Annotated in this window: 12 protein-coding genes; 10 read left to right on the plus strand and 2 right to left on the minus strand. The window is 57.5% G+C overall.

Annotated features, from left to right (window positions below):
* Positions 1–3: 3 nt before the first annotated feature.
* The 10 genes from JYE50_RS12690 (at position 4) to JYE50_RS12735 (ending at position 19892) form a co-directional block, all read left to right on the plus strand.
* Complete coding sequence (locus tag JYE50_RS12690) at positions 4–1026, plus strand: YidC/Oxa1 family membrane protein insertase (RefSeq protein ID WP_084096438.1); 1023 nt, start codon at positions 4–6, stop codon at positions 1024–1026.
* On the plus strand, positions 1023–1907 hold the full coding sequence (gene jag / locus JYE50_RS12695; protein WP_084096440.1) for an RNA-binding cell elongation regulator Jag/EloR: 885 nt from the start codon (positions 1023–1025) through the stop codon (positions 1905–1907). The genes JYE50_RS12690 and jag overlap by 4 nt, the downstream gene beginning before the upstream one ends.
* Before the next feature lie 44 nt (positions 1908–1951).
* Positions 1952–3232, plus strand: a complete 1281-nt coding sequence (gene serS, locus JYE50_RS12700) for a serine--tRNA ligase (protein ID WP_084096442.1) — start codon at positions 1952–1954, stop codon at positions 3230–3232.
* Between the two features lie 83 nt (positions 3233–3315).
* Positions 3316–4230: a signal recognition particle-docking protein FtsY gene (gene ftsY, locus JYE50_RS12705; protein WP_084096444.1), complete on the plus strand. Its 915-nt coding sequence runs from the start codon at positions 3316–3318 to the stop codon at positions 4228–4230.
* Between the two features lie 139 nt (positions 4231–4369).
* A complete protein-coding gene (locus tag JYE50_RS12710) occupies positions 4370–5749 on the plus strand; it encodes a glycine--tRNA ligase (RefSeq protein ID WP_084096446.1) in 1380 nt (459 codons plus the stop codon).
* Positions 5750–6029: 280 nt separating this feature from the next.
* Positions 6030–14354 carry an InlB B-repeat-containing protein gene (locus JYE50_RS12715; RefSeq protein ID WP_084096448.1) on the plus strand — a complete coding sequence of 2775 codons (8325 nt, stop codon included), beginning with the start codon at positions 6030–6032 and terminating at the stop codon, positions 14352–14354.
* A 103-nt stretch (positions 14355–14457) separates the two neighbouring features.
* A complete protein-coding gene (locus JYE50_RS12720; RefSeq protein ID WP_084096450.1) occupies positions 14458–15873 on the plus strand; it encodes a hypothetical protein in 1416 nt (471 codons plus the stop codon).
* Complete coding sequence (gene lepB / locus JYE50_RS12725) at positions 15870–16610, plus strand: signal peptidase I (RefSeq protein ID WP_283399235.1); 741 nt, start codon at positions 15870–15872, stop codon at positions 16608–16610. Before JYE50_RS12720 ends, lepB begins: the two co-directional genes overlap by 4 nt.
* 35 nt (positions 16611–16645) lie before the next feature.
* Entirely contained in the window at positions 16646–17917 is a 1272-nt protein-coding gene (locus tag JYE50_RS12730; protein ID WP_084096452.1) for a class B sortase, read from the plus strand.
* A 16-nt stretch (positions 17918–17933) separates the two neighbouring features.
* Complete coding sequence (locus tag JYE50_RS12735; protein WP_179138383.1) at positions 17934–19892, plus strand: ABC transporter substrate-binding protein; 1959 nt, start codon at positions 17934–17936, stop codon at positions 19890–19892.
* 51 nt (positions 19893–19943) lie between these two features.
* Here JYE50_RS12735 and hemZ read toward each other — a convergent pair whose 3' ends face one another.
* Complete coding sequence (gene hemZ, locus JYE50_RS12740) at positions 19944–21377, minus strand: coproporphyrinogen dehydrogenase HemZ (RefSeq protein ID WP_179138384.1); 1434 nt, start codon at positions 21375–21377, stop codon at positions 19944–19946.
* A gap of 39 nt (positions 21378–21416) precedes the next feature.
* Positions 21417–22001: an MBL fold metallo-hydrolase gene (locus tag JYE50_RS12745; RefSeq protein WP_084096457.1), complete on the minus strand. Its 585-nt coding sequence runs from the start codon at positions 21999–22001 to the stop codon at positions 21417–21419.
* Positions 22002–22007 lie beyond the last annotated feature (6 nt).

The raw sequence follows: 22007 nt of genomic DNA on the forward strand, positions 1-22007 counted from the left end.
GGAATGAATGACTTTCTTTTCAACATCCTGGCCTGGATCAGAAGCTGGGTCGGGAGCTGGGGCTGGTCCATGGTGGTTTTCACCGTCATGATCCGTCTCGTGCTTACGCCTCTTGATATCAAGAGCCGCGTGAGCATGCGCAAGACCACGAAACTGCAGCCCCAGCTGCAGGCCCTGCAGAAAAAGTACGCCAACGACAAGGAAAAGCTGAACGCCAAGACTGCTGAACTCTATAAAAAAGAGCATATCAATCCCCTGTCCAGCTGCCTGCCGCTGCTGCTGACCTGGCCTATCCTGATCGCCGTTTTCGGCGCGATGCGCATGGCAGCCAACAAGGAACTGCTGATGCAGCTGACCCAGATCCTGAACAACGAGGTTCCGACACTGGAACGCTGGCTGTGGATCAAGAACCTGTGGATGCCGGACAGCCTGTTCGCTTCCAGCATGCCGGATCTGAACACCCTGCGCCAGATTCCCACCGATCAGTGGGTGACCTGGTTCAACGGACTGGACCAGAGCAGCCTGCCGGTGCTGATCAAGGATCTGGGGCTGACAGTTGACAGCTTCAGCCAGAACAACCTGGTTACCACGCTGCAGACGATGATCGGCACAATCAAAGAACCCGGCGCAGTCTTTGCGAATGCTGCTTACGCAAAAGCAATCGCGACCAATCCGCAATGGACCTTTAACCTGCTGATTACACAATTCTCCCTTGTAAATGAATACAATGGCTGGCTGCTCCTGCCCGTACTGTCCGCAGCCACCCAGATGGCGATGACCAAGCTCATGGGAACAACCCAACAGCAGCCTGCCGCGCAGGGAAGCGGAGCGGGAACCGGCAAATTCATGCAGTGGTTCTTCCCGATCTTCTCCATGGTAATCTGCCTGAGCTATTCCTCCGCGTTTGCCCTGTACTGGGTGGCCGGTAACCTGGTAAGCTCCGCCCAGACAATGATCATTAACAAGATTCTGGATAACAAAGAGAAAGCGGCCAGTGCTGTGGCCGGGGAAGGATCCGTAAAATGAAACAGTATGAAGCTTCCGCCAAGACAGTGGAAGAAGCCATCGAACTGGGGCTTCAGGAGCTTGGCGTTTCCATCGGTGACGTGGATGTTCAGGTTGTGGAAGAAGGCAGCAAGGGCCTGTTTGGCCTGTTCGGTTCCCGCCCCGTTAAGGTTCGCCTGACGGTGAAGGATTCCGAGGAAGATCCCCTGGCGGATTTGCTGGAAGACAAGAAGCCTGCCAAGGCCAAAAAAGAGCCGGAAAAGAAGCCTGAAAAGAAGCCCGCAGAGAAGAAAGTGGAAGAGAAGAAGCCCGCTCCCGAAAAGAAGAAGGCTGAGAAGAAGCCCGAACCCGCCGCGGAAAAGAAGGCTGAAACGAAGATCGAAAAGCCCGAGATCCGTCCGATGGAGAAGCCTGAAGTGACCATGATCCCCGCTGAGGAGCTGGCCGCTGATTCTCCTGCCGGGATCGCCCATGCGTTCCTGATGGAGATGACCAGACTGATGGGTGTGGACGTGACCATTGATATGGGCACGGACGCTGACGGCAATGTGTACGGCTATATCAACGGCGATACCCTGGGCATCCTGATCGGCCGCCGGGGTGAAACCCTGGACGCTGTTCAGTACCTGACCAGCCTGAAAGTGAACCGTGGCCGTGAAGGTTATATCCGCGTTACGCTGGATACGGAAAACTACCGCGCGAAGCGGGAGGATACCCTGATCCGCCTGGCCAACCGGATGGCCAACCGTGCCCTGCGCACCGGCCGTAAGGTGAGCCTGGAGCCCATGAATCCCTATGAGCGCCGGATTATCCATTACGCGCTGCAGCAGACGAGCGGTGTGACCACCCATTCCGAGGGAGAAGAACCCAACCGCCACGTTGTTATTACCAACAAGAAGTAATAGCACGGTAACCGACAATATATAACTTTCGGGGGGTTTTTGTAATGTTAGACATTAATCTGCTCAGAAATGATCCCGACAAAGTACGGGAGAATATCCGGAAAAAGTTCCAGGACGAAAAACTGCCCATGGTGGATGAAGTGATCAGCATGGACCGGGAATTCCGGGACGCGATCCAGCAGGGCGATAACCTGCGCAACAAGCGCAAGACGCTGTCCAAGCAGATCGGCGGCCTGCTCGCCAAGGGCGAGAAGGAAGAAGCCGAGAAGGTCAAGGCGGAAGTGGCTGCCATGGCCGATGAACTGGCCGCGCTGGAAGCGAAGGAAGAAGAACTGAAGGCTGAGATCCGCAAGCGGATGCTGGTGATTCCCAACATCATCGATGACAGCGTGCCGATCGGCAAGGACGACAGCGAGAACGTTGAGATCCAGCGCTTTGGCGAGCCTGTGGTGCCGGAATGGGAGATCCCCTACCATGTGGACATCATGGAACGGCTGTCCGGTATTGACCTGGATGCCGCCCGCAAGACCAGCGGCAACGGGTTCTATTACCTGATGGGCGATATTGCCCGGCTGCACAGCGCGATCCTGAGCTATGCCCGCGACTTCATGATCGACCGGGGCTTCACCTATGTGGTGCCGCCGTTCATGATCCACGGCAACGTGGTGACCGGCGTGATGAGCTTCGCCGAAATGGAAAACATGATGTACAAGATCGAAGGCGAGGACCTGTACCTGATCGGTACGTCCGAGCATTCGATGATCGGTAAGTTTATCGATACGATCCTGGACGAGAGCCAGCTGCCCCAGACCCTGACGAGCTACAGCCCCTGCTTCCGCAAGGAAGTGGGCGCCCACGGCATCGAGGAGCGCGGCGTGTACCGCATCCATCAGTTTGAGAAGCAGGAAATGATCGTTATCTGCAAGCCCGAGGAAAGCCCCATGTGGTTTGACCGGCTGTGGCAGAACACGGTGGACTTCTTCCGGACGCTGGATATCCCGGTGCGCACCCTGGAGTGCTGCAGCGGCGACCTGGCTGACCTGAAGGTGAAGAGCCTGGACGTGGAAGCCTGGTCTCCCCGGCAGAAGAAGTATTTTGAGGTCGGTTCCTGCTCCAACCTGGGTGATGCCCAGGCCCGCCGCCTGCAGATCCGCGTGAAGGGCGCTGACGGCAGCAAGTACCTGGCCCACACCCTGAACAACACCTGCGTGGCTCCGCCCCGGATGCTGATCGCCTTCCTGGAGAACAACCTGCGGGCAGACGGCACTGTGGCGATTCCGGAAGCGTTGAGAGTTTATATGGGCGGTAAAGATCACATTGGATGATTCCATCATCCAATGTGATCAATGAATAATGAAGAATGAACAATGAACAATTATAGAATCTTCATTATCCAAAGGAGACAGCTATGTCTGAAGAGAAGAAAAAAGGCCTTTTTGCGCGGCTGCGGGAAGGACTGAGCAAGACCCGGGGAAACATGACCGAGAAAGTCGATGACATGGTCAGGGAAAACCGGAAGATCGACGATGACTTCTATGAAGAACTGGAAGACATCCTGCTCATGGCGGACTGCGGCCTGAAAGCGACCGAAGCGATCGTGGACGAGCTGAAGAGCCGCGTGAAGGCCGGTAAGGTAAAAGATGCCGCGGAAGCCCGGGAGATGCTCAAGCAGATCATGGTTGAGCAGATGGATATCCCGCGTCCTCCGCTGAAATGGCCCATGGTCATGCTGCTGGTCGGCGTCAACGGCGTCGGCAAGACTACGACCATCGGGAAGCTGGCGCTGCGTTTCCAGGCCATCGGCCGGAAGGTTATGCTGTGCGCCGGGGATACTTTCCGCGCGGCGGCGGCCGAACAGCTGACCGTCTGGGCGGAACGGGCCAGGGTGCCGATCATCAAGCACGCTGAAGGCGCTGATCCGGCGGCGGTGGTGTTTGACGCCATCCAGTCCGCGAAAGCGCAGGGCGCTGACCTGCTGATCGTGGATACGGCCGGACGGCTTCACAACAAGAAGAACCTGATGGATGAGCTGAGCAAGATGCGCCGCGTGATCGACCGGGAGTATCCGGAAGCCGACACCCGCTGCATCCTTGTGCTGGATGCCACCACGGGCCAGAACGGACTGATGCAGGCACGGGCCTTCAAGGAAGTCGCTGAAATCGGCGGCATCATCCTGTCGAAGCTGGACGGTACCGCCAAGGGCGGCATCGCGCTGGCGATCCGGCAGGAACTGGAAGTGCCGGTGTGGTACATCGGCGTGGGTGAAGGAATTGATGACCTGCAGCCCTTCAACGCGAAGGAATTTGTGGAAGCGTTGTTCTGATGAGAATCATCAGAACAAGGAACAATGAACAATTAAGTCCGCTGCGGCGGGGGAGATCTCTCCACGCGGCCTGAAGGCCCTGGTCGAGATGACATCCTTAAATGCAGTGCGGAAATCCTATTATCGGGAGGATGAGAATATGGCTGAACTGACAATGGACAAGCTGGTAGCGCTGTGTAAGAACCGCGGATTTATCTTTGCGGGTTCCGAAATCTACGGCGGCCTGGCGAACACCTGGGACTACGGCCCCCTGGGTGTGGAATTCAAAAACAATGTGAAAAAAGCCTGGTGGCAGAAGTTCGTGCAGGAGAGCAAGTACAATACAGGCCTGGACTGCGCGATCCTGATGAACCGTGAAGTCTGGGTGGCCAGCGGCCACGTGGGCGGTTTCAACGATCCGCTGATGGACTGCAAGGCCTGTAAAGCCCGTTTCCGCGCGGATAAACTGATCGAGGACTTTACCCAGGGCGCTGAGACCGGCGACGGCTGGAGCAATGCCGAACTGGAGAAGTTCATTGCCGAGCATGACATCGTGTGCCCGGTCTGCGGCAAGAAGGATTTCACCGGTATCCGTCAGTTCAACCTGATGTTCAAGACCTTCGCCGGTGTCAACGAAGACAGCGCGAACGAGATCTACCTGCGTCCGGAAACCGCGCAGGGCATCTTCGTCAACTTCCAGAACGCCATGCGCACCACCCGGAAAAAGCTGCCGGCGGGTATCGCCCAGATCGGTAAGTCCTTCCGGAATGAGATCACCCCCGGTAACTTCATCTTCCGCGTGCGGGAATTTGAGCAGATGGAACTGGAGTTCTTCTGCAAGCCCGGCGAGGACCTGGAGTGGTTCAACTACTGGCGCGGCTTCTGCCGTGACTGGCTGCTGAGCCTGGGCATCAAGGAAGAAAGCCTGCGCCTGCGGGATCATGAGCCGGAGAAGCTGGCCTTCTATTCCAAGGCTACAACCGACTTCGAGTTCCTGTTCCCCTTCGGCTGGGGCGAACTGTGGGGCGTTGCGGACCGTACCGACTACGACCTGACCCAGCACCAGGAACACTCCGGCAAGAGCATGGAGTACCTGGATCCGGTGACCAACGAGAGGTACATTCCGTACTGCATTGAGCCCTCCCTGGGTGTTGACCGTATGGTCCTGGCCTTCCTGTGCAACGCTTATGAGGAAGAGGAGCTGGAAGGCGGCGACGTGCGCACCGTGCTGCACCTGCATCCCGCCCTGGCACCTTACAAGGCTGCCGTGCTGCCCCTGCAGAAGAACAAGCTGGGCGGCCTGGCCAGCGAGATCCACGCTGAACTGTGCAAGTACTTCCCGGTGGAATACGATGAAACCGGCTCCATCGGTAAGCGCTACCGCCGCCAGGATGAGATCGGTACGCCCTTCAGCATCTGCGTGGACTTTGAGACGGAAGAGACCCAGACGGTCACCATCCGCGACCGCGACACCATGCAGCAGGAGCGTGTTCCGATCAGCGAGATCCGCAAGTACATCGAAGACAGAATGAGATTCTGATTCATCTGAACCAATCAGCAACCCCGGACCGTACGGTCCGGGGTTTTTGTATAAAAAAGTCAATTTCCGCCAAGACGGAAAAACCGGTTCCGGAAGAGACCGGAGGCGTTGAGATTCCGGAAGATCAGGGAAATGGAGAATCAGAAATGAACACGAGGAAGTATACAATTAAGTTACATATATTTCCAGCATCTGGAATGTGTAACTGTTTTGTGATATAATCACATTCAGAGACAACATTTTCCAGATTATCGTATCGTTGACGGAGGCGACGCAGAAAATGAGAAAGGGAACGCGCAGGTATGTTGCGTGGCTGTGCGTTTTCTGTATGCTGCTGACGAGCATACCTTATTCCGTACTGTCTGATAATGCTCCCGCCACACCGACCGACCTGCAGCCGGATGCAGCGGAAGTAACCGAGGAAGACGGAATCCGGAATATCGACGCGCCTGCGGCCGAACCGGCAGAGCAGGAAAATGAAAGCCCGGAGCCGGAACCGGAAAAGCCTGCGGATGGGGAAAACGCCGCAGGAGAGGGAAAACTGAAGGTGAACCGGGAGCTGGTCACCGGGAATGACCAGACAATCAAAGGTAAACTGGAAAAGAAGGAATACCTTGTCCGCTTTACGCCGTCGGAAACGCAGACGGCTTATCTGATCCTGTCCTCCGACAAACAGCTTGAGGCAGTTGTAACGGCGGAAGAAACGGGTGCCGCGGTACGGTTTGTTCCGGACGGGACGGACGAAGACGGCCGAAACGTGTGGATCGCGGCAGAATACAAAACCGGAAAGGATCAGGCGTATCTGGTCCGGATTACCGGTGCGGTATCAGCGGAATTTACCCTGAGAATAGTGAAAAAGAGCGTCCTGACGCGCGAGAGGGAAACGGAGAATACGGAACGCGCGGAGGAAGAGCCCGGGGAAGAGACGGAAAAACAAACAGAAGAAGAGGTTCCGGAAGAACCGGCTGACGAAAAGGCAGAAGAGATCGGGGAGGAACTGCCGGAAGAAGAATCCGGCGAAGAAACCGGAGAAGCTCCGGAAGAACAGCCGGAAACTGCCGGGGAAGCGATTCCGGAAGAGAAGAGAGAGGAAACAGAAGAAGAAACCGGCATGCCGGCAGAAGAGCCGGAGACTGAGCCTGAATCCGAACCGGACGGGGAAGCCGTGACGGAACCGGAGGAGGAACCCGGGGAAGAGACGGAAGAACAAACAGAAGAAGAGGCTCCGGAAGAACTGCCCGACGAAAAGGAAGAAGAGACCGGAGAGGAACTGCCGGAAGAAGAATCCGGCGAAGAGACCGGAGAGGGACTGCCGGGGGAAGAGCCCGGAGAAGAGAAGGAAGAACAAACAGAAGAAGAAACCGGGGAAGAACTGCCGGAGGAAGTGCTTCAGCCGGAAGACGGGACCGCTCCGGACGAAGAACCGGCGGAACCGGAAGCGGGCGAACTTCTGCCTGAAGAGGAGACGGAAGAACCCGCGGAAATGCGGCTGGATGCGACGGAGCCCGGAACGGAGGCGTGGATCTGTTTCCTGCCTGACGCGGGGATACCTCCGGAGGCGGAACTGCATGTGAGGGAAATCCCTGCCGACAGGGAGGAAGCCTGTCGGAAGGGGCTGGCGAAAGCCCTGAAGTGTGAAAATGAATCCTGTCTGAGATATACAAAATACATAGAGTTCACGCTGACCGGGGAAGGGAAGGAGCTGGAGCTGAAGGCTCCTATGACGGTTTGTATGCGGCTGCCGGATGTGCGGGAAGGCGCGGAAGTCCTGCGGGTTGTGCGCCTTGACGGCGCGGAGCCTGAAGGGCTGGACAGCAGCCTGCAGAGGGGAATCCTCTCCTTCCGTACGGATACCCTGGGGGTATTCGGCATCGGCAACGCGCTGACGTCCCTGGCTGCCGGGGAGACCGAACTGGTCCGGGTGGAAGTGCTGGGGTTTGCTTCCGGCGTGCCGGTAAGCCTGAACCGGGCGGAGGATCCGGAGGTCGCGGAAGGCCTGGAAGTGCTCGGCACCTTTACCATCGGCAGGCAGGCGGAGATACCGGCCGGGGAAGAACAGGAAACCTTCCGGATCCGGGCGGAACTGAAGAAGGACGCGGCGGCGGAGTCGATGGAAAGCGTTTCCCTGTACCGGGTGAAGGACGGACAGGCGGAAGCGGTAACAGGGGAGAAGACTGCGGAAGGCTGGATCGTAAAGCCGGATGCGGAACAGATTGCTGTAATCAGGGATACGGGCCTGCGCCGCCGGACGCTGAGCACAAATCCGGAGGGGAAAACCGAAGAACAGACGATCACGCTGAACGGCCTGGTGCCCATGAATGCGGAGGTCACGGCGGAAGATGTGACGGAGCGCTTTGCCGGATATGTATTCCCGCGGCTCCCGCAGAGAAGCCTGCTGAAGGCACGGAAGGCAGCGCCGCAGGGGGGAACGCCGGAGGAATGGATTACGCTGGCTGCGTTTGACATCAGCATTACGGACGAAAAAGGGGAATACCAGCCGGATGAGGATAAACCCATCCGCGTGGAAATCATTGACAGCCGGATTACCCCGGACCGGGAAACCGAACTGTGGCACATCCGGGATGACGGAACAGAAGAAAAAATAGAAAACATCACCGTGGAGGAGGGCAGGATTGTCTTTGAGGCAGCCGGTTTCTCCGTTTATGTGGTGGTTGTCCATGAGGACGGCACGGTGGCCAATCCCCGGGTTGAATTCCATTTTATCTCCCGGGATGATAACGCGCTGACCGGAGGGAACCGTGTTTACTACGCGAGCGCCCCATATCCCTTCCGGAACAAGGACGGGCAGAACCAGACCACGCAGATCCTGAAAGACGGAGAGACGCTGGAGCTGATTACGGATCCGGGAAACCTGGAGGACAAGCATTTCTACGGCTGGTATGTGGTGGATCCGTACATCATCAGCGGAACAACGAACGAATATGGAATCGGCACGGCGGATTCAAAGCTGTATTACAGCTGGCCGGCCAATCCGGATGCCATCGCTTTTGAGAAGCCCATCAGCATCGGGGAAAGCAACGTCAGTATCGGCGATACGGTTCACTGGAGCCTGAACGGCGTTTCCGGCGCGGGCACGGTGGACAAAGACGGCAGCGTGCATGTCTTCCTGGCTCCGGTTTATGACAAATACAACTTTATCAACTTTATGCTGTATGCCCGGGACGCGGGCGTTTCCGGCGCCAGCAACCTGATGACCCGGAAGCTGATCGCCAAGGGCAGCTCGCAGGATATCGACGTACGGATCAGCGATATCCGGTCCAGCAGCACGGACGCGGTACACCTGATTTTTATCGGATGGGAGTACAACGCCGGAACGGAAGAAAATCCGGACTGGGTGCAGCTTCCGACAGTGGACTATACCGGCGCGGAACTGAAGGATCCCGGCAGGGACGGGGTTTATTTCACCTCTTCCGGAATGGCGGAAGGGGAAAGCATCAACCTTTATCCCATTTTTGTGGAAGCGCGCTGGGTGGACTTTGTGAGCGGCGTCAGCGGCAGCGGCGCAGCCTTTGTCGGATCCCGCTTCCTGGAATCCTGGGGCAGGAACGGCGTGACGCCCGAGGGAATGACGCCGGATCCGGACGTTAATGTATTTGATCCGTCCATTCCGGTTTCACAGCGGCAGGGTTATCTGTTCGAAGGCTGGTATGCCTTTGCCAGCACTGACCCGGATACAGGGGAAATCACCAACCTGACGGAGCCGAAGGACGTGCCCGTCAGCTACATTGACGACAACCTGCAGGAACAGCTGGTTACGATCAACACAACAGCGAAGAAGATTACGGACAGAAACGGCCGGATTGTCTACAGCGGCAAATATACGCTGGATACCGGGAGCGGATACGACCTGTTTGAAGGTTCAGGCACCTCCCTGAAGTTCTATGACGCCCTGGACCGCCTGACGCTGTATGCCAACTGGATCCCCGATCTTTCCGGCATCACTGTGGTCTACTGGACGGAGAACGCGGATGACGACGGATATTCCTCCAGCGCGGTGAAGACCATTTCCACAAAACAACTGAATGATCAGCTGAACACAGCTTATGCTTCCGGATCCGAGATTACGCTGGAGGGCCTGCAGGCCTATACCGAAGATTCCGTCAGCGTGCTGAGCACCGGATTCCTGGACGATGTAAGTGCCGTGCCGGCGGGAGAGGAAATCTTCTATGACCTGAATACGGAAAAATCCGACCGGTCGAAGATTATAGACGGGGATGGCAACGCGATCTTCAATGTTTACTACAGCCGGAAGGTATTCAAACTGGTTTTCCACATCGGCCGGGACGGATATGTGAAGACCGGGGGCGCCCAGAAGACTGCCGAGGGATGGGACGGCAACTGGATTGAGTTCATGTTCAATGACCCCAAACTTACGCAGCTGGGTTATACGGCCCACAGCGGTTCATCCCTGCGGGGCCTGTACAGCATGACCTTCGAAGGACGGACGTATACATCTGAATATGTGACGACCAACGCGAACGTTATGGGCGACTATGTGCCGGCCGCGGATGAGAACGTCTATGTGCTGGCAGCGAAATACGGCGCTTATATCGGGGACCGCTGGCCGAGCCCTTCCAATCCCAGGTTCAGATTTGATGAGCCTTCCAATACCACACATACCATGTATACATGGGCGGGGTATTACGGCAGCCTGTACTGCCAGATCGCCAACGACCGGCCGACCTGGGCAGGACAGCAGGGCAACAACCCGGACCTGAACGGCATCTACAGCTATATGTCCGCGGAACTGTGCACCAACCGGGCAGGTACCGGCATTATCAACCAGAACCAGGTCCACCATATTGTGGCTTACTTTGGCCGTAAATCGAACCAGGACAGGATCAAGCAGTACCATACGCTGTTTGAGGCAGTGGAAGGGACCTATGACCCGGCGGAAGTTACCCTGGTGCCGGGTGAGGACTATACCGGGTACAGCCGGACAACCTGGAGCAGCGATATTGCCCATGTAAGCCCTGAAGTCATCACAGACAAGATGTTCTATGAGTCCGACGGTTCGCCGGTGCCGGTTATTTCCAACGTGAATCCGGAATTCCAGATGGCGTGGGATTTTTCAGGGTATGACTACTTCTACAGCTGCTATAACGTACCGGAAAGATATGATAATCACGTTTATTTCTTCTATACGCCGAAGCAGTATACGCTGACGTTCATGTATGAGAACGAGGCGGACCGGAAGATGGACACCTACTTCTACAGACAGTCCCTGGCGGACGCGAGAAAATACGAGGATCCCTGGAAGGAAGGATACAGCTTCCTGGGCTGGTATACCAATGAGGCAGGTGCGGGCGAGCCCTTTGATTTTGAACATTCAACCATGCCGAGCCAGAGCATTGTGCTCTATCCGGTGTTCAAAAAGCTGGATTACGTGATCCGGATCGATCCGAACGGGGCGGAGATCGACCGCTGGCGGGCCGGATCCACTTCCGCCGGCGCCTCCACGGGATTCCGGGTGAACTACAAGGAAACTATCAGCGCCTACAACTTCCTGGAGCGCAATTACCTGCCCACCTACGAGCAGGAGATCCGGGAGCTCGGCCTGAATCCGGAAACGGAACTCTATTACTACCTGAATACCCGGTATATCAGCGAGGAGCATGACGGGAACTTTATTCCGGGCGCCCTCCGAAGCGCGCTGTACCTGACCGCGGCTGAAATTGACGAGTACTGGACCTATTACAGTTCCTTCCCGGAAGAACGGTTTACCGAGCGCGGCGCGGTGAAGTTTACCAATAAGGAAGAGTGGATGGACGCCTATCTGGGCGGACACAACCTGGATAACCTGACAAAATACCGCCGGAAGCAGGGCGCGGAGCATTACTCCTTTATGGGCTGGTACCAGGTGATGGAGGATGGATCGCTGGCTTCCGCTCCCTTCAATTTCAACACGATGATCACGGAGGATACCGAGATCCGTGCGCTGTGGCGGCTGGACGGCGGATATTATATCCGGTACAACCCGAACTATACCGAAGATGACGGCCACGGAAACGTAACAACGGTCATGGGCAACGTGGAGCAATGGAGCGATCCGGAGGACCCCTCCAGGCTGCTGTACGCGGACCAGTCCCCCACGCATATCCTGCGGGCACCCTCGAACATTACCCCGGGCTGGGTTTTCCGGGGATGGCGGGTGGTCCGCCTGAACGGGGAAACCTGGGAACCGATCCAGCTGGATGAGAACGGGGAAGCCGTGTATTATCAGCCCGGCAGTGACTTTATCATTGACTCCGGCCTGGTTTCGGAAATTGCGGGCAACGGTGCTGTGATTCATATGCAGGCTTATTATGAACCGGATGATACCTCCTACCGCAGGCCGGACGTGACGAGCCTCATCCTGGACGCGAACGATCCCCGGGGCGGATATGTGAACAGCGCGGATTCCGCAGGCCTTCCCGCGCTGGACCATCCGGGCCATACCTGGATCAACACGGAGGATCACCTGGACGGCAGCGGACGGCCGACACAGATCCTGTTCGGCGATACGGAAGAGCTGCTGCAGTCCAACCTGGCGCTGCACCTGTACCGGTATGCGACGGAACAGACGCATGACGGCGTGCAGGGAACCAGCTATTTCTCGAACGATGATTTCTACCTGCTGCTTGGCTTTGACGAGCAGGAGGATCCCCTGAATCCCACAACCGGCTCCCCCTACATCCCCGCTTTTGCCGCCGATGGGGTGGCTGCGGTGACAAGGGAAGGGCAGAAGACCCTCTATGCCATGTGGGAACCCATGATCTACGCGATCTTTGTGAACACCACCTCCGAACCGATCACGGTCAGATTCAGCGGAACCGCCGGTACGGAAACGGTCCGGGTGGTGAATATGGTCACCGGAGAATACGACCGGGAGGAAACCCGGGGCACGATCACCATTCCGGCAAGGACCGGAGAGACCGACGGCATGATCAAAGTGGTCCTTCCCTGCGCGGAGGCCGGGACGGACGTCCTGACAGCCGAGGCACTGAACGATCACGCGCGGAAGAAGATGAGCGTCAGCGGCACATTCCGGGACGAGCCCTGTGGAACGGGTGAAGAGGGCGTCCGCTATGACGATACGGCGACCTGGTCCGGAACGCTGCAGTTTGACGAAGAAGGCATTGTGGTCACCTATACAGAGGAACCGGACAACCAGGTGCTCTTTGACGTGAATACCGGCCACTGGCAGGAAACCTCCACGGATTATATCCAGCTGGAGGATGACCTGTATACGATCTACGAGGCAAAGATCACGGACAACGCCTACCGGCCGGCGGATCCGGCCCATCCGGGCCTGGTGTTCATCGGCTGGACCACCAACGCGGATATCGCAGCGCAGAGGGATTTCAGCACAGAAGAGGCGGTAACCTGGGGCAGCACAACGATTATCCCGGACGAGGGGGGCGTTGTGCTGGATAAGGTAAGGGAAGAGTATCTGTGGGACTTCAGCCAGCCGCCGCCTTATGAGCAGACGCTGTATGCCGTGTGGAGCGACAAGGTCAGCGTGGTCTATAACATGATGTACAGCAGCAACACTAAGCTGCATATATGGAACGGGCCGGAAACAACGGATACTGATAAGCCTTATGTGTTCTACAGAAGCCAGGAGGATCCCCGGTATGTGATCTGGTCCATGGCCAAGGGCGACCGGGCGGTCAAGCCGGAAAACCCGTCTCCCCATTCCGAAAGGCCAAACTGGAACTTCATTACCTGGCTGGAACATAACGCGAAGACAGACGGCTTCCGCAGCAATGACAGAAAGCCCAGTTCGAGTGAAATCGCGGACTATGGTTTTGACTTTTCACAGCGGATTATGGAAACGGTGACGCTGGTCACTTCCTGGACATCGAACAAACCGCAGCACTTCACCTTCACGGTGGAAAAACGGGTGGTGGACGGCAATCCGAATGATGAGTTCACCTTCAATGTGGAGGTGCTGGATGAACTGGTTTACGGCAAGATCACGAGCAGCACGAACACCATAGGACCTCCGGCCAGGAGATGGGGTTCCGCGGCCGTGAGGCTGAAAAACAACCAGCAGTATACGGTGAACGTTACGGTATCCTATATACCCGACTGGGACGGTGCTTACGGCGTCGGGATAGAAGTAACAGACGCAAACAGCGCCGTCATCAGGAGCGGACAGGTGATCTACTGCGAAAAGAACACCTATAAAAACTTTGTCTCGGATTACCAGTATACCCTGAAGATCTCCGAAGAAGCCGCGGCGGGTTATGACACAGAAGTGACTGTGGAGGATATGGTCGGAGAAATCGTCTGCGACACGAGCCAGGAAGAGCGCGCGTTCAGTTTCACTGTACGCCAGGGCAGCCGGTTTGCACAGGCCCGGAATGACTATACAGCAGGAGCAGACAACAGCCTCCGGATTGTCTTTACCAACACAGGTGAACCCATCATCGCGCCGACGGGCGTCCGGACAGGAATCGTTCCGTTTGCGCTGATGATGCTGGCAGGGCTGCTGCTGGCCGCCGGAATCATCCTGCCGGGACGTGTGAGGAAATACAGGCAGGGAAAGGCCGCGCAGACGGAGGAAACAGCCGGAAAGCAGGGTGATCCTGTGAAATGAGAAAAGCGGAAAACCGGGGTGACCCCGGAGAATGAAACGAAAACAAAACACTGCGGAGCATGAAATAAGGCGGACAAATCAAACAGAAGCGAGGAGAATCAGAATGAAGAAACTGCAAAAGACCGGATTCCTGCTGCTGGTACTGGTGCTGGCGCTGATGGTGAGCGCGTCCTTTGCCGTCGGGCTGGACGGCGGTGAGGCGGGCGGTTTCACCCAGCCGGACACCCCGAACGTGAATGATAAGGTGGTCAGCATCCAGAAGGAGATTACCGTTTTCAACCCGGATGAGGCCCTGATTTACGGACCGGCGATCACCTATACCTATACGGTGACGCCCGGCACGGCAGTGAGCGTCACGGACGCGGCCTCCGATCATTCCTCCGGTACAGCGGCCGAAACCACCACGCTGCCGGGCATCACCACGGGGATGAAAGTCAACGGCGGGACAGCGGGAACAGCGGCTTCCGCAGCCGGTACGCTGGAATGGACAAACGCGGATATCCTGGACGCGGCCGATGCAGGTACGGCTAACTGCAAAGCATTCACCCTGGATTTTACCGACGTGGTTTTCACCCAGCCCGGCGTGTACCGGTACCTGATCACGGAATCTGCTGACGCTTACACGACAAGCGGCGTTACGGAAACCACCGGAACCCATACCCGCTGCCTGGACGTATATGTGATGCGGAGCGATGAATATGACGCCGCGGAAATCACCAGCGATGACTGGCGGATTTACGGCTATGTCTGCGTCATCGAAAATGAGGATATTACACCCGACGGGGATACCACTTCAACCGGCGCTGTGAAGACCAACGGCTTTGTGGCGGCAACCAATGACGGTACAAAGGTGAAGGCCGATGAGTACCACACATTCAACCTGACGGTGGGCAAGACCCTGGCAGGGGACAGCACCATGAACAGCCATCAGTTCCCCTTTGACGCGGCGTGGACAGCCGGCAGCGCAACGGGAACCTTCCAGTTCGCGGTGAAGGAAACCGGCGCGACGGTTACCAAGACGGCCCAGGCAGCCGCCACTTCTGTGGGCGGAACGTCTGTGGCGGCAAACAGCCTGTACAAGGTCGGCGGCGCGAACGCAGCGGGCACAGACGGAAAGGACGGGAATCCTTCCATTGCCAGCGGCGGCACCGTGAAATATATCGGTATTCCAACCGGAACCAAGGCGGAGGTTACCGAAACAAACAATGTGACGGGCACCACCTATACCACCACGCTGACAGTGGACGGGTCCGCGGCGGCATTTACCGGCGGTACGGCGGCGCTTGCCGATGAGGATAAGACGGCCACGATGCCTGACGGAGCAACTGCCATATACGCGCAGGCAAATGCTCCTGAGGCGGATACCAATGTGGTGATCCAGTTTACCAATACGCTGTCGATCATTTCCCCCACAGGCTATGTGGTACGCTTCGCACCGTATGTGGCGATGCTGATCGGCGGTATTGCCCTGCTGGTTGTTGCAAAGAAACACCGGAAGCATACGGAGGAAGATGAATGACCCATGATTTCCTGAAGGAACCGGAACGGGCGGAGAAAGGGCCGGCCGGGAGACCGGTTCCTGCTGAAGAAGCGGTTCCGGTTTTCCTTCCGGAAGACGGAAAGGGTCTGCCGGACGAAAAAGAAAGAGCCGCAGCGAAGGAAAAACGACACAGGCGGCGGATGCGCGCACTGCGTTCCTTCCTGCTGCGGCTGGTCTGCCTGGTGCTGGTGGTCTATTTCCTGTTTTTCCATCTGGTGGGACTCACGATAATGCCCAGCCGGGATATGTATCCGCGCCTGGATGCCGGGGACCTGCTCCTGTTCTACAGACTGGAACAGAGCTACAAAGCCCAGGATATTGTTGTGATTGACAAGCAGACGGAAGCGGATACGCGAACCGGCGGACAGGGCTTTTTCCGGAGGGCACTGAACTGGCTGGGCTTCCGGGATCCGGAGGCCCCGGCGACACAGCGCTTTGTCTGCCGGGTGATCGCCGCGCCGGGTGACACGGTGGAAGTTTCGGAGGAACGGGGACTTGCCGTGAATGGAAACGCAGTGATCGAGACCAACATCTTTTATCCCACCCGGCCTTACGAGGAGGGTATGACGGTCTATCCGCTGGTGCTGGGAGAAGGGGAATACTTTGTTCTGGCGGACCAGCGGAACGGCGGTATGGACAGCCGGTATTTCGGCATTGTGAAAGCAGAAGAGATCCGGGGAATTGTCATTACGGTTCTCAGGAGAAACAACCTGTAAAAAAACGGGAACATGGAGGGAAAGGAGGAACCGGAATGAAGCGCAAAGAACCGCGGGACGGCATCCTGACCGTGCTGAAAACGGGCAGCGGGCTTGTTTCCGCCTGTGCCGCGCTGCTTGCCTTTGTTCTGATCATCTATTCCGGCTATGTTCTTTTTGACAGTATGGCGGTCTGGGTCAGCGCCTTCAGCTCGGGCAGCGACTTGCTGAAATACAAGCCGAGGGCAATGGATGCTCCCCTGGCGGAAGCACCGTCCATGGAAACGGTCAACAAGGATTACCGCGCCTGGATTACAGTGGAGGACACGCCCATTGATTATCCCGTTGTCCAGGGCCGGGATGACCTGCATTACGCCTCCCATGACGTTTACGGCAAGGTTTCCCTGACAGGAGCCATCTACCAGGCCGCGGCGTGCAGGCCGGACTTTTCCGACAGCTATAACCTGCTGTACGGGCATCATATGGATAACGGCGCCATGTTCGGCTCCCTGGACCGGTACCGGGAGCAGAGCTGGCTGAAAAGCCACCAGACAGCGGTTGTGACCACGAAGAACGGAAAGATCTATGACGTGACCTTCTTTGCCGCTGCGGTCACAGATGCCTATGAAAAAGAGATCTACACCATGGGAGACCGGGCAAAGCAGGTGATTGATTTCCTGACCGGGGACCGAAGCCATGACGCGGGTATCGGAACCACCCTGGCGGCCTGGGATGAGGAAGCGGCGAAGGGTGCGGAGAAGGTCCTGGCTCTGTCCACCTGCGCGGATACGAATACCAACGGACGGCTGGTGGTATTTGGCCGGATGACGGAACGCAGAACAGAGAAGGATACGCTGAAGCTGACCGTGAAGTATTACGGCGAGAACGGGGAGGAACTGTTCCCGGACCAGGTGTTCACGCGGCAGCGAGGCAGCGGATACTATGTGGTTTCCCCGCAGTATCCGGGATATGCGGCAGATATTGAGATCGTCAGGGGAACGCTGACGGAGGATACGGTGGTCAGGGTCCGGTACAGGCCGATGAAATGGACCATGCGGATCCGCTACCTGTATCCGGATGGAACGGAAGCGGCGGAAGCATACGAAAGAGAAATCCTGACCGGGGAAGGCTTTGAGAAGGAAAGCCCTGCAATTGCGGGATGGCACCCGGTGCGGCTGAAGGTTTCCGGTGTGAACAGCGGCCGGAATGAAAACTATACGGTGCTGTATGTGCCGGAGGATACCATCGGGGCTGTGGATATGGACGATCTGCGGACGCCGGCAGACCTGGGCGATGTCTATCTCCAGGTCGGCATATGCGCGGAATAACGGAGGAGGGGAAAAGATGAAAAAAATGCTGGTTTTCCTGCTTGCCCTCCTCCTGCCGATTCTTTCCGCAATGCCTGCAGCGGCGGAAAACAAGCTGCCGGATGAGGTGATATGGAACCGCTGGTACCAGGATGAACGGGCACGGCTGACCGTGGGAACCGTGACGCCGATGGAGGGCAGGTTCTTCACGAACCTGTGGGGCGGAACTGCCAGCGACATGGACGCGCAGATGCTGCTGCATGCCGCTTCTCCTGTCCGGTGGGACGGAGAACTGGACCGGTTTGTGTTTGACCGGAGCGTGCTGGAGGACGCCGCCGTGCTGACAAACAGCGATGGCAGCCGTACGTATCTGATGGTGCTCTCTGAGGATCTGCGCTGGTCAGACGATACACGGATCACCGCGGCGGACTACGCGTTCTCATTCCTGCTGCAGATGGATCCCGCGGTGGCGGAAACCGGCGGCAGGCCGGAAGATTTTTCCTGGCTGGAAGGCAGCGAGGCGTATCTGAGCGGACAGGCAAAGGCTTTGTCCGGAGTGCGGCTGATCGGGGACAACATCCTGCAGGTGACGGCTAAAGCGGAAGCGCTGCCGTATTATTACGAATTGAACCGGCTGGCAGTCCAGCCGTATCCCATCGAGGTGATTGCGCCGGGTACCGCGGTGAGGGATGAAGGGGAAGGCGTGTACCTGTCCCGCCCGCTGACGGCCCGGACGCTGGAGCAGACGGTACTGAATGAAACGACAGGTTATCTGTCCCATCCGCAAAAGGTATCCGGTCCCTATCTGCTGAAATCCTTTGACGGAAATACTGCCCTGTTTATCGCGAATCCTTATTTCCGGGGAACAGAGGACGGATATACGCCCCGTATCGGCCGGATCACATTTACCGCGGAGCATAACAGTGAAATGGTTTCCGGGCTGACAAAGGGAGAGACAGGCCTGCTGAACAAGGTGACCGGCGCGGATGCGATCCGCGACGGGATCCGCTGCGTCATGGCTTCACAGGACACGCTGGCCATGCAGGTTCGGCCGCGCACGGGGCTGACCATGATCTGGTTCATGGAATGCAGCCCGAAGGTACAGGAAAAGGCAGTGCGGGAGGCCATCGCCTGCTGCTTTGACCGGGATACCTTTACCCATCTATATACCGGCGGCTACGGGACGCGGACAGACGGCTTCTTCGGCGCGGGACAATGGATGTACCGTATGGCAGCCGGCACGGACGCGGGAGATGTCCATACGCTGCCGGAAAAAGGTCTGACCCTTCCCGGGCTGATTCGCTATACGCAGGACCGGGAAAAAGCAGTCCGCCTGCTGGACGCGGCAGGCTGGACCCTGAACGAAAAAGGAGAAACCTATAATCCGTACCGGGACAGCGTCAGGTATAAACGGAACGGAGACAGCTTTACCGGCCTGGAGCTTACCATGGCGGTGCCGGAAAGCGAGGAGATCCGGAAAAAACTGGAACTGACCCTGATCACGCCGCTGAAGGAGGCCGGTATCCGCCTGACGGTTGTGCCCGTAAGCATGGAAGCGCTCCAGGAATCCTATGTCAGCGGGAAAAACAGCGGCTATGACATGCTGTACCTGGGTGAAAACTTTTCCCGGGTCTTCGATCCGGAACTCCTGAAGCCCCGGGAAGAGGACAACGGAGATTCGGAACTGGTCCGGGCGCGAAAGGAAGTTTATGCCCTGGCGCTGGACATGGTGCGGACCGAGCCGGAGGACACGGACGGGTTTGTACGGAAGTGGAGGGGCATGCAGGAAAAGATTACGGAAACCCTGCCGCTGCTGCCGGTCTATTCCAACCTGTATTTTGATTTCTATACAAGGGAACTGCATCAGTATGACGTTACGCGGGGCGCTTCCTGGGCGGAGGCGGTTGTCCGGAGCTGTATGAGCGATATGGAAGAACTCCCTGCCGGGGAGCGGCAGCGGATCCGCAGGGAGCTGGAAGAACAGTTCGGCAAATAAGGAAGGAAACGAAAAAGGAAAGCAGATGACTGCTTTCCTTTTTTTGATCCGTTATTTCAGCGGCGGGAACAGCTCCCGCTTGCGGCTGATCATCTCATCCGTCCGGCTGATATACTCCAGGATGTTGCTGACGTTTGGCGCCCTGGTAATATGGCCTTCCTCCGGCCAGATCCGCTTGGAGATTCCGCCCGCACCCATGGCAAGGATATGGCTGGTTTCCTCCATGATATCCACATTGTACAGGCAGGCATGTCCGGGAAGGGCGTAGCCGGTGTTTTCCAGGTTGCCGGCCATCTGTTTCTGCTTATAGAGGTAATAGGGCACCATTCCCATAGCCCGGGCTGTTTCCCGGCCCGCATCCACCATGCGGGCGGTCATTTCCCCGTCCGGCAGGGGATGCTTTTCCAGGCTCATGCGGGAGGAACGCTTGATCGCCAGCGTATGCACGGTGAAGCTTTCCGGATGCAGTTTCCGGGCTTCCTCCAGGGTATGGGCAAAGTCCGCTTCGTTTTCTCCCGGCAGACCCGCGATCACATCCATGTTGATGTGGGGGATCGCTTCCTCCCGGGCCAGGGCGTAGGCATCCCGCACCTGCTGCGCGGTATGTGCCCGTCCGATTACCTCCAGCGTCCGGTCATTCATGGTCTGGGGATTGATGGATATCCGGCTGATCCCGGCCTGCCGGATCGCCCGGAGCTTGGCCCGGGTGAGGGTATCCGGTCTTCCGGCTTCCACCGTGTATTCCATGGCGCCGGGAAAACAGAAAAGCGTTTCAGCCAGCAGCTGCTCAAAGGCTTCCTGCGGCAGGGCGGTAGGCGTGCCGCCGCCCACATACAGGGCGCGCAGCTGCCGCCCGCTTTCCTTCAGGATTTCCGCACAGGCGCGCATTTCACGGATCAGGGCCGCCATATAGGGACCGACCAGGCTGCCGTCCCCGATCTCCCCGGAGGAGAAGGAACAGTAGGCGCAGCGCGTGGTGCAGAAGGGAATGCCGATATAAACATCCATCCAGCTGTCACCGGGTGCAGGCAGCTTTTGCTGCTCAGCCGCGATCTCGGCCAGCAGGGCTGCCCGGGAAGGAGATACATCGAATTCCCTGACCAGACGCCGGACTGCGTCCTCCGGTGTCAGCCCTTCCGCCAGCGCTTCCAGCATCAGGTGCGTAGGCCGGACGCCGGTCAGGCTGCCCCAGGGCGGCTGAATGCCGGTGATTTCCCGCAGGAGATCATACAGGGTCTGCTTGCACAGACGCCGGGCGGCGCGCCTGCGGTGAAGGGTACGGACCCGTTCATCCGTATCCTCCGGCGCGGACACGGCGCGCTCAGCGCAGCGGCCGTCTGCTTCAAAGCGGATGATGAACTGCCCGTCCCGCTCCGCGGTAAGCGGCACAAACTTCTTCGGCTCGTTCCAGACGCTTTCCGCAAAACCAAAAAGCCGGGTCAATACTCTCAACTCGGGCTCAATGGTTTCAAGGTAGGAATTCAATTCACAATTCATCATTCACAAATCATCATTCAGGTTGGTTCAGTGACCGGCGTGCATGGGAATGGACCGGACCATGGGCATGAGTCGTCTCAGGGAGTCTTCCATCTGTGCTTCGTTTCCGCCGGGCAGGTCTGTGCGGCCCCAGCCGTAATCAAACAGCGTATCCCCGGTGAACAGTTCCCCTTCGATCAGATAGCATACGCTCCCGGGCGTATGGCCGGGAGTGTGCAGTACCCGGACGTTCAGTCCGGCCAGGGTCAGTTCATCGCCTTCCCGGACCAGGTCTGTTGCTTCGGGTGCGGTGATCTGCCGTCCTATCAGTCCCATGCCGGCATTCAGGGCAGGATCACTCAGCATCGGTGCATCTGACTCATGAATAATAATTCTGGTTTTTTCATCTTTTGATTCTGCATTGCGCGCTGCACACAGCGCGCCCACAGCACCTATGTGGTCAAAATGGCCGTGGGTCAGCAGGATAGCCGCGATTTTCCGGTTTCCGGCAGCCTTCAGGATTCGTGCCGCCTCATCGCCGGGATCAATGACAATGCACTCCTGTCCGCCTTCAGGGCTCAGGATATAGCAGCGGGTCTGCACCATACCGACGGTGAGTTCATCGATGATCATGGCTGT

Source organism: Aristaeella lactis, from assembly GCF_018118585.1.
Classification (GTDB): domain Bacteria; phylum Bacillota; class Clostridia; order Christensenellales; family Aristaeellaceae; genus Aristaeella; species Aristaeella lactis.

Bases quoted from the DNA above. Each gene is read 5' to 3' on its own strand.
- JYE50_RS12690 (WP_084096438.1), top strand. From the start codon at position 4: ATGAATGACTTTCTTTTCAACATCCTGGCCTGGATCAGAAGCTGGGTC.
- jag (WP_084096440.1), top strand. From the start codon at position 1,023: ATGAAACAGTATGAAGCTTCCGCCAAGACAGTGGAAGAAGCCATCGAA.
- serS (WP_084096442.1), top strand. From the start codon at position 1,952: ATGTTAGACATTAATCTGCTCAGAAATGATCCCGACAAAGTACGGGAG.
- ftsY (WP_084096444.1), top strand. From the start codon at position 3,316: ATGTCTGAAGAGAAGAAAAAAGGCCTTTTTGCGCGGCTGCGGGAAGGA.
- JYE50_RS12710 (WP_084096446.1), top strand. From the start codon at position 4,370: ATGGCTGAACTGACAATGGACAAGCTGGTAGCGCTGTGTAAGAACCGC.
- JYE50_RS12715 (WP_084096448.1), top strand. From the start codon at position 6,030: ATGAGAAAGGGAACGCGCAGGTATGTTGCGTGGCTGTGCGTTTTCTGT.
- JYE50_RS12720 (WP_084096450.1), top strand. From the start codon at position 14,458: ATGAAGAAACTGCAAAAGACCGGATTCCTGCTGCTGGTACTGGTGCTG.
- lepB (WP_283399235.1), top strand. From the start codon at position 15,870: ATGACCCATGATTTCCTGAAGGAACCGGAACGGGCGGAGAAAGGGCCG.
- JYE50_RS12730 (WP_084096452.1), top strand. From the start codon at position 16,646: ATGAAGCGCAAAGAACCGCGGGACGGCATCCTGACCGTGCTGAAAACG.
- JYE50_RS12735 (WP_179138383.1), top strand. From the start codon at position 17,934: ATGAAAAAAATGCTGGTTTTCCTGCTTGCCCTCCTCCTGCCGATTCTT.
- JYE50_RS12745 (WP_084096457.1), bottom strand. From the start codon at position 22,001: ATGATCATCGATGAACTCACCGTCGGTATGGTGCAGACCCGCTGCTAT.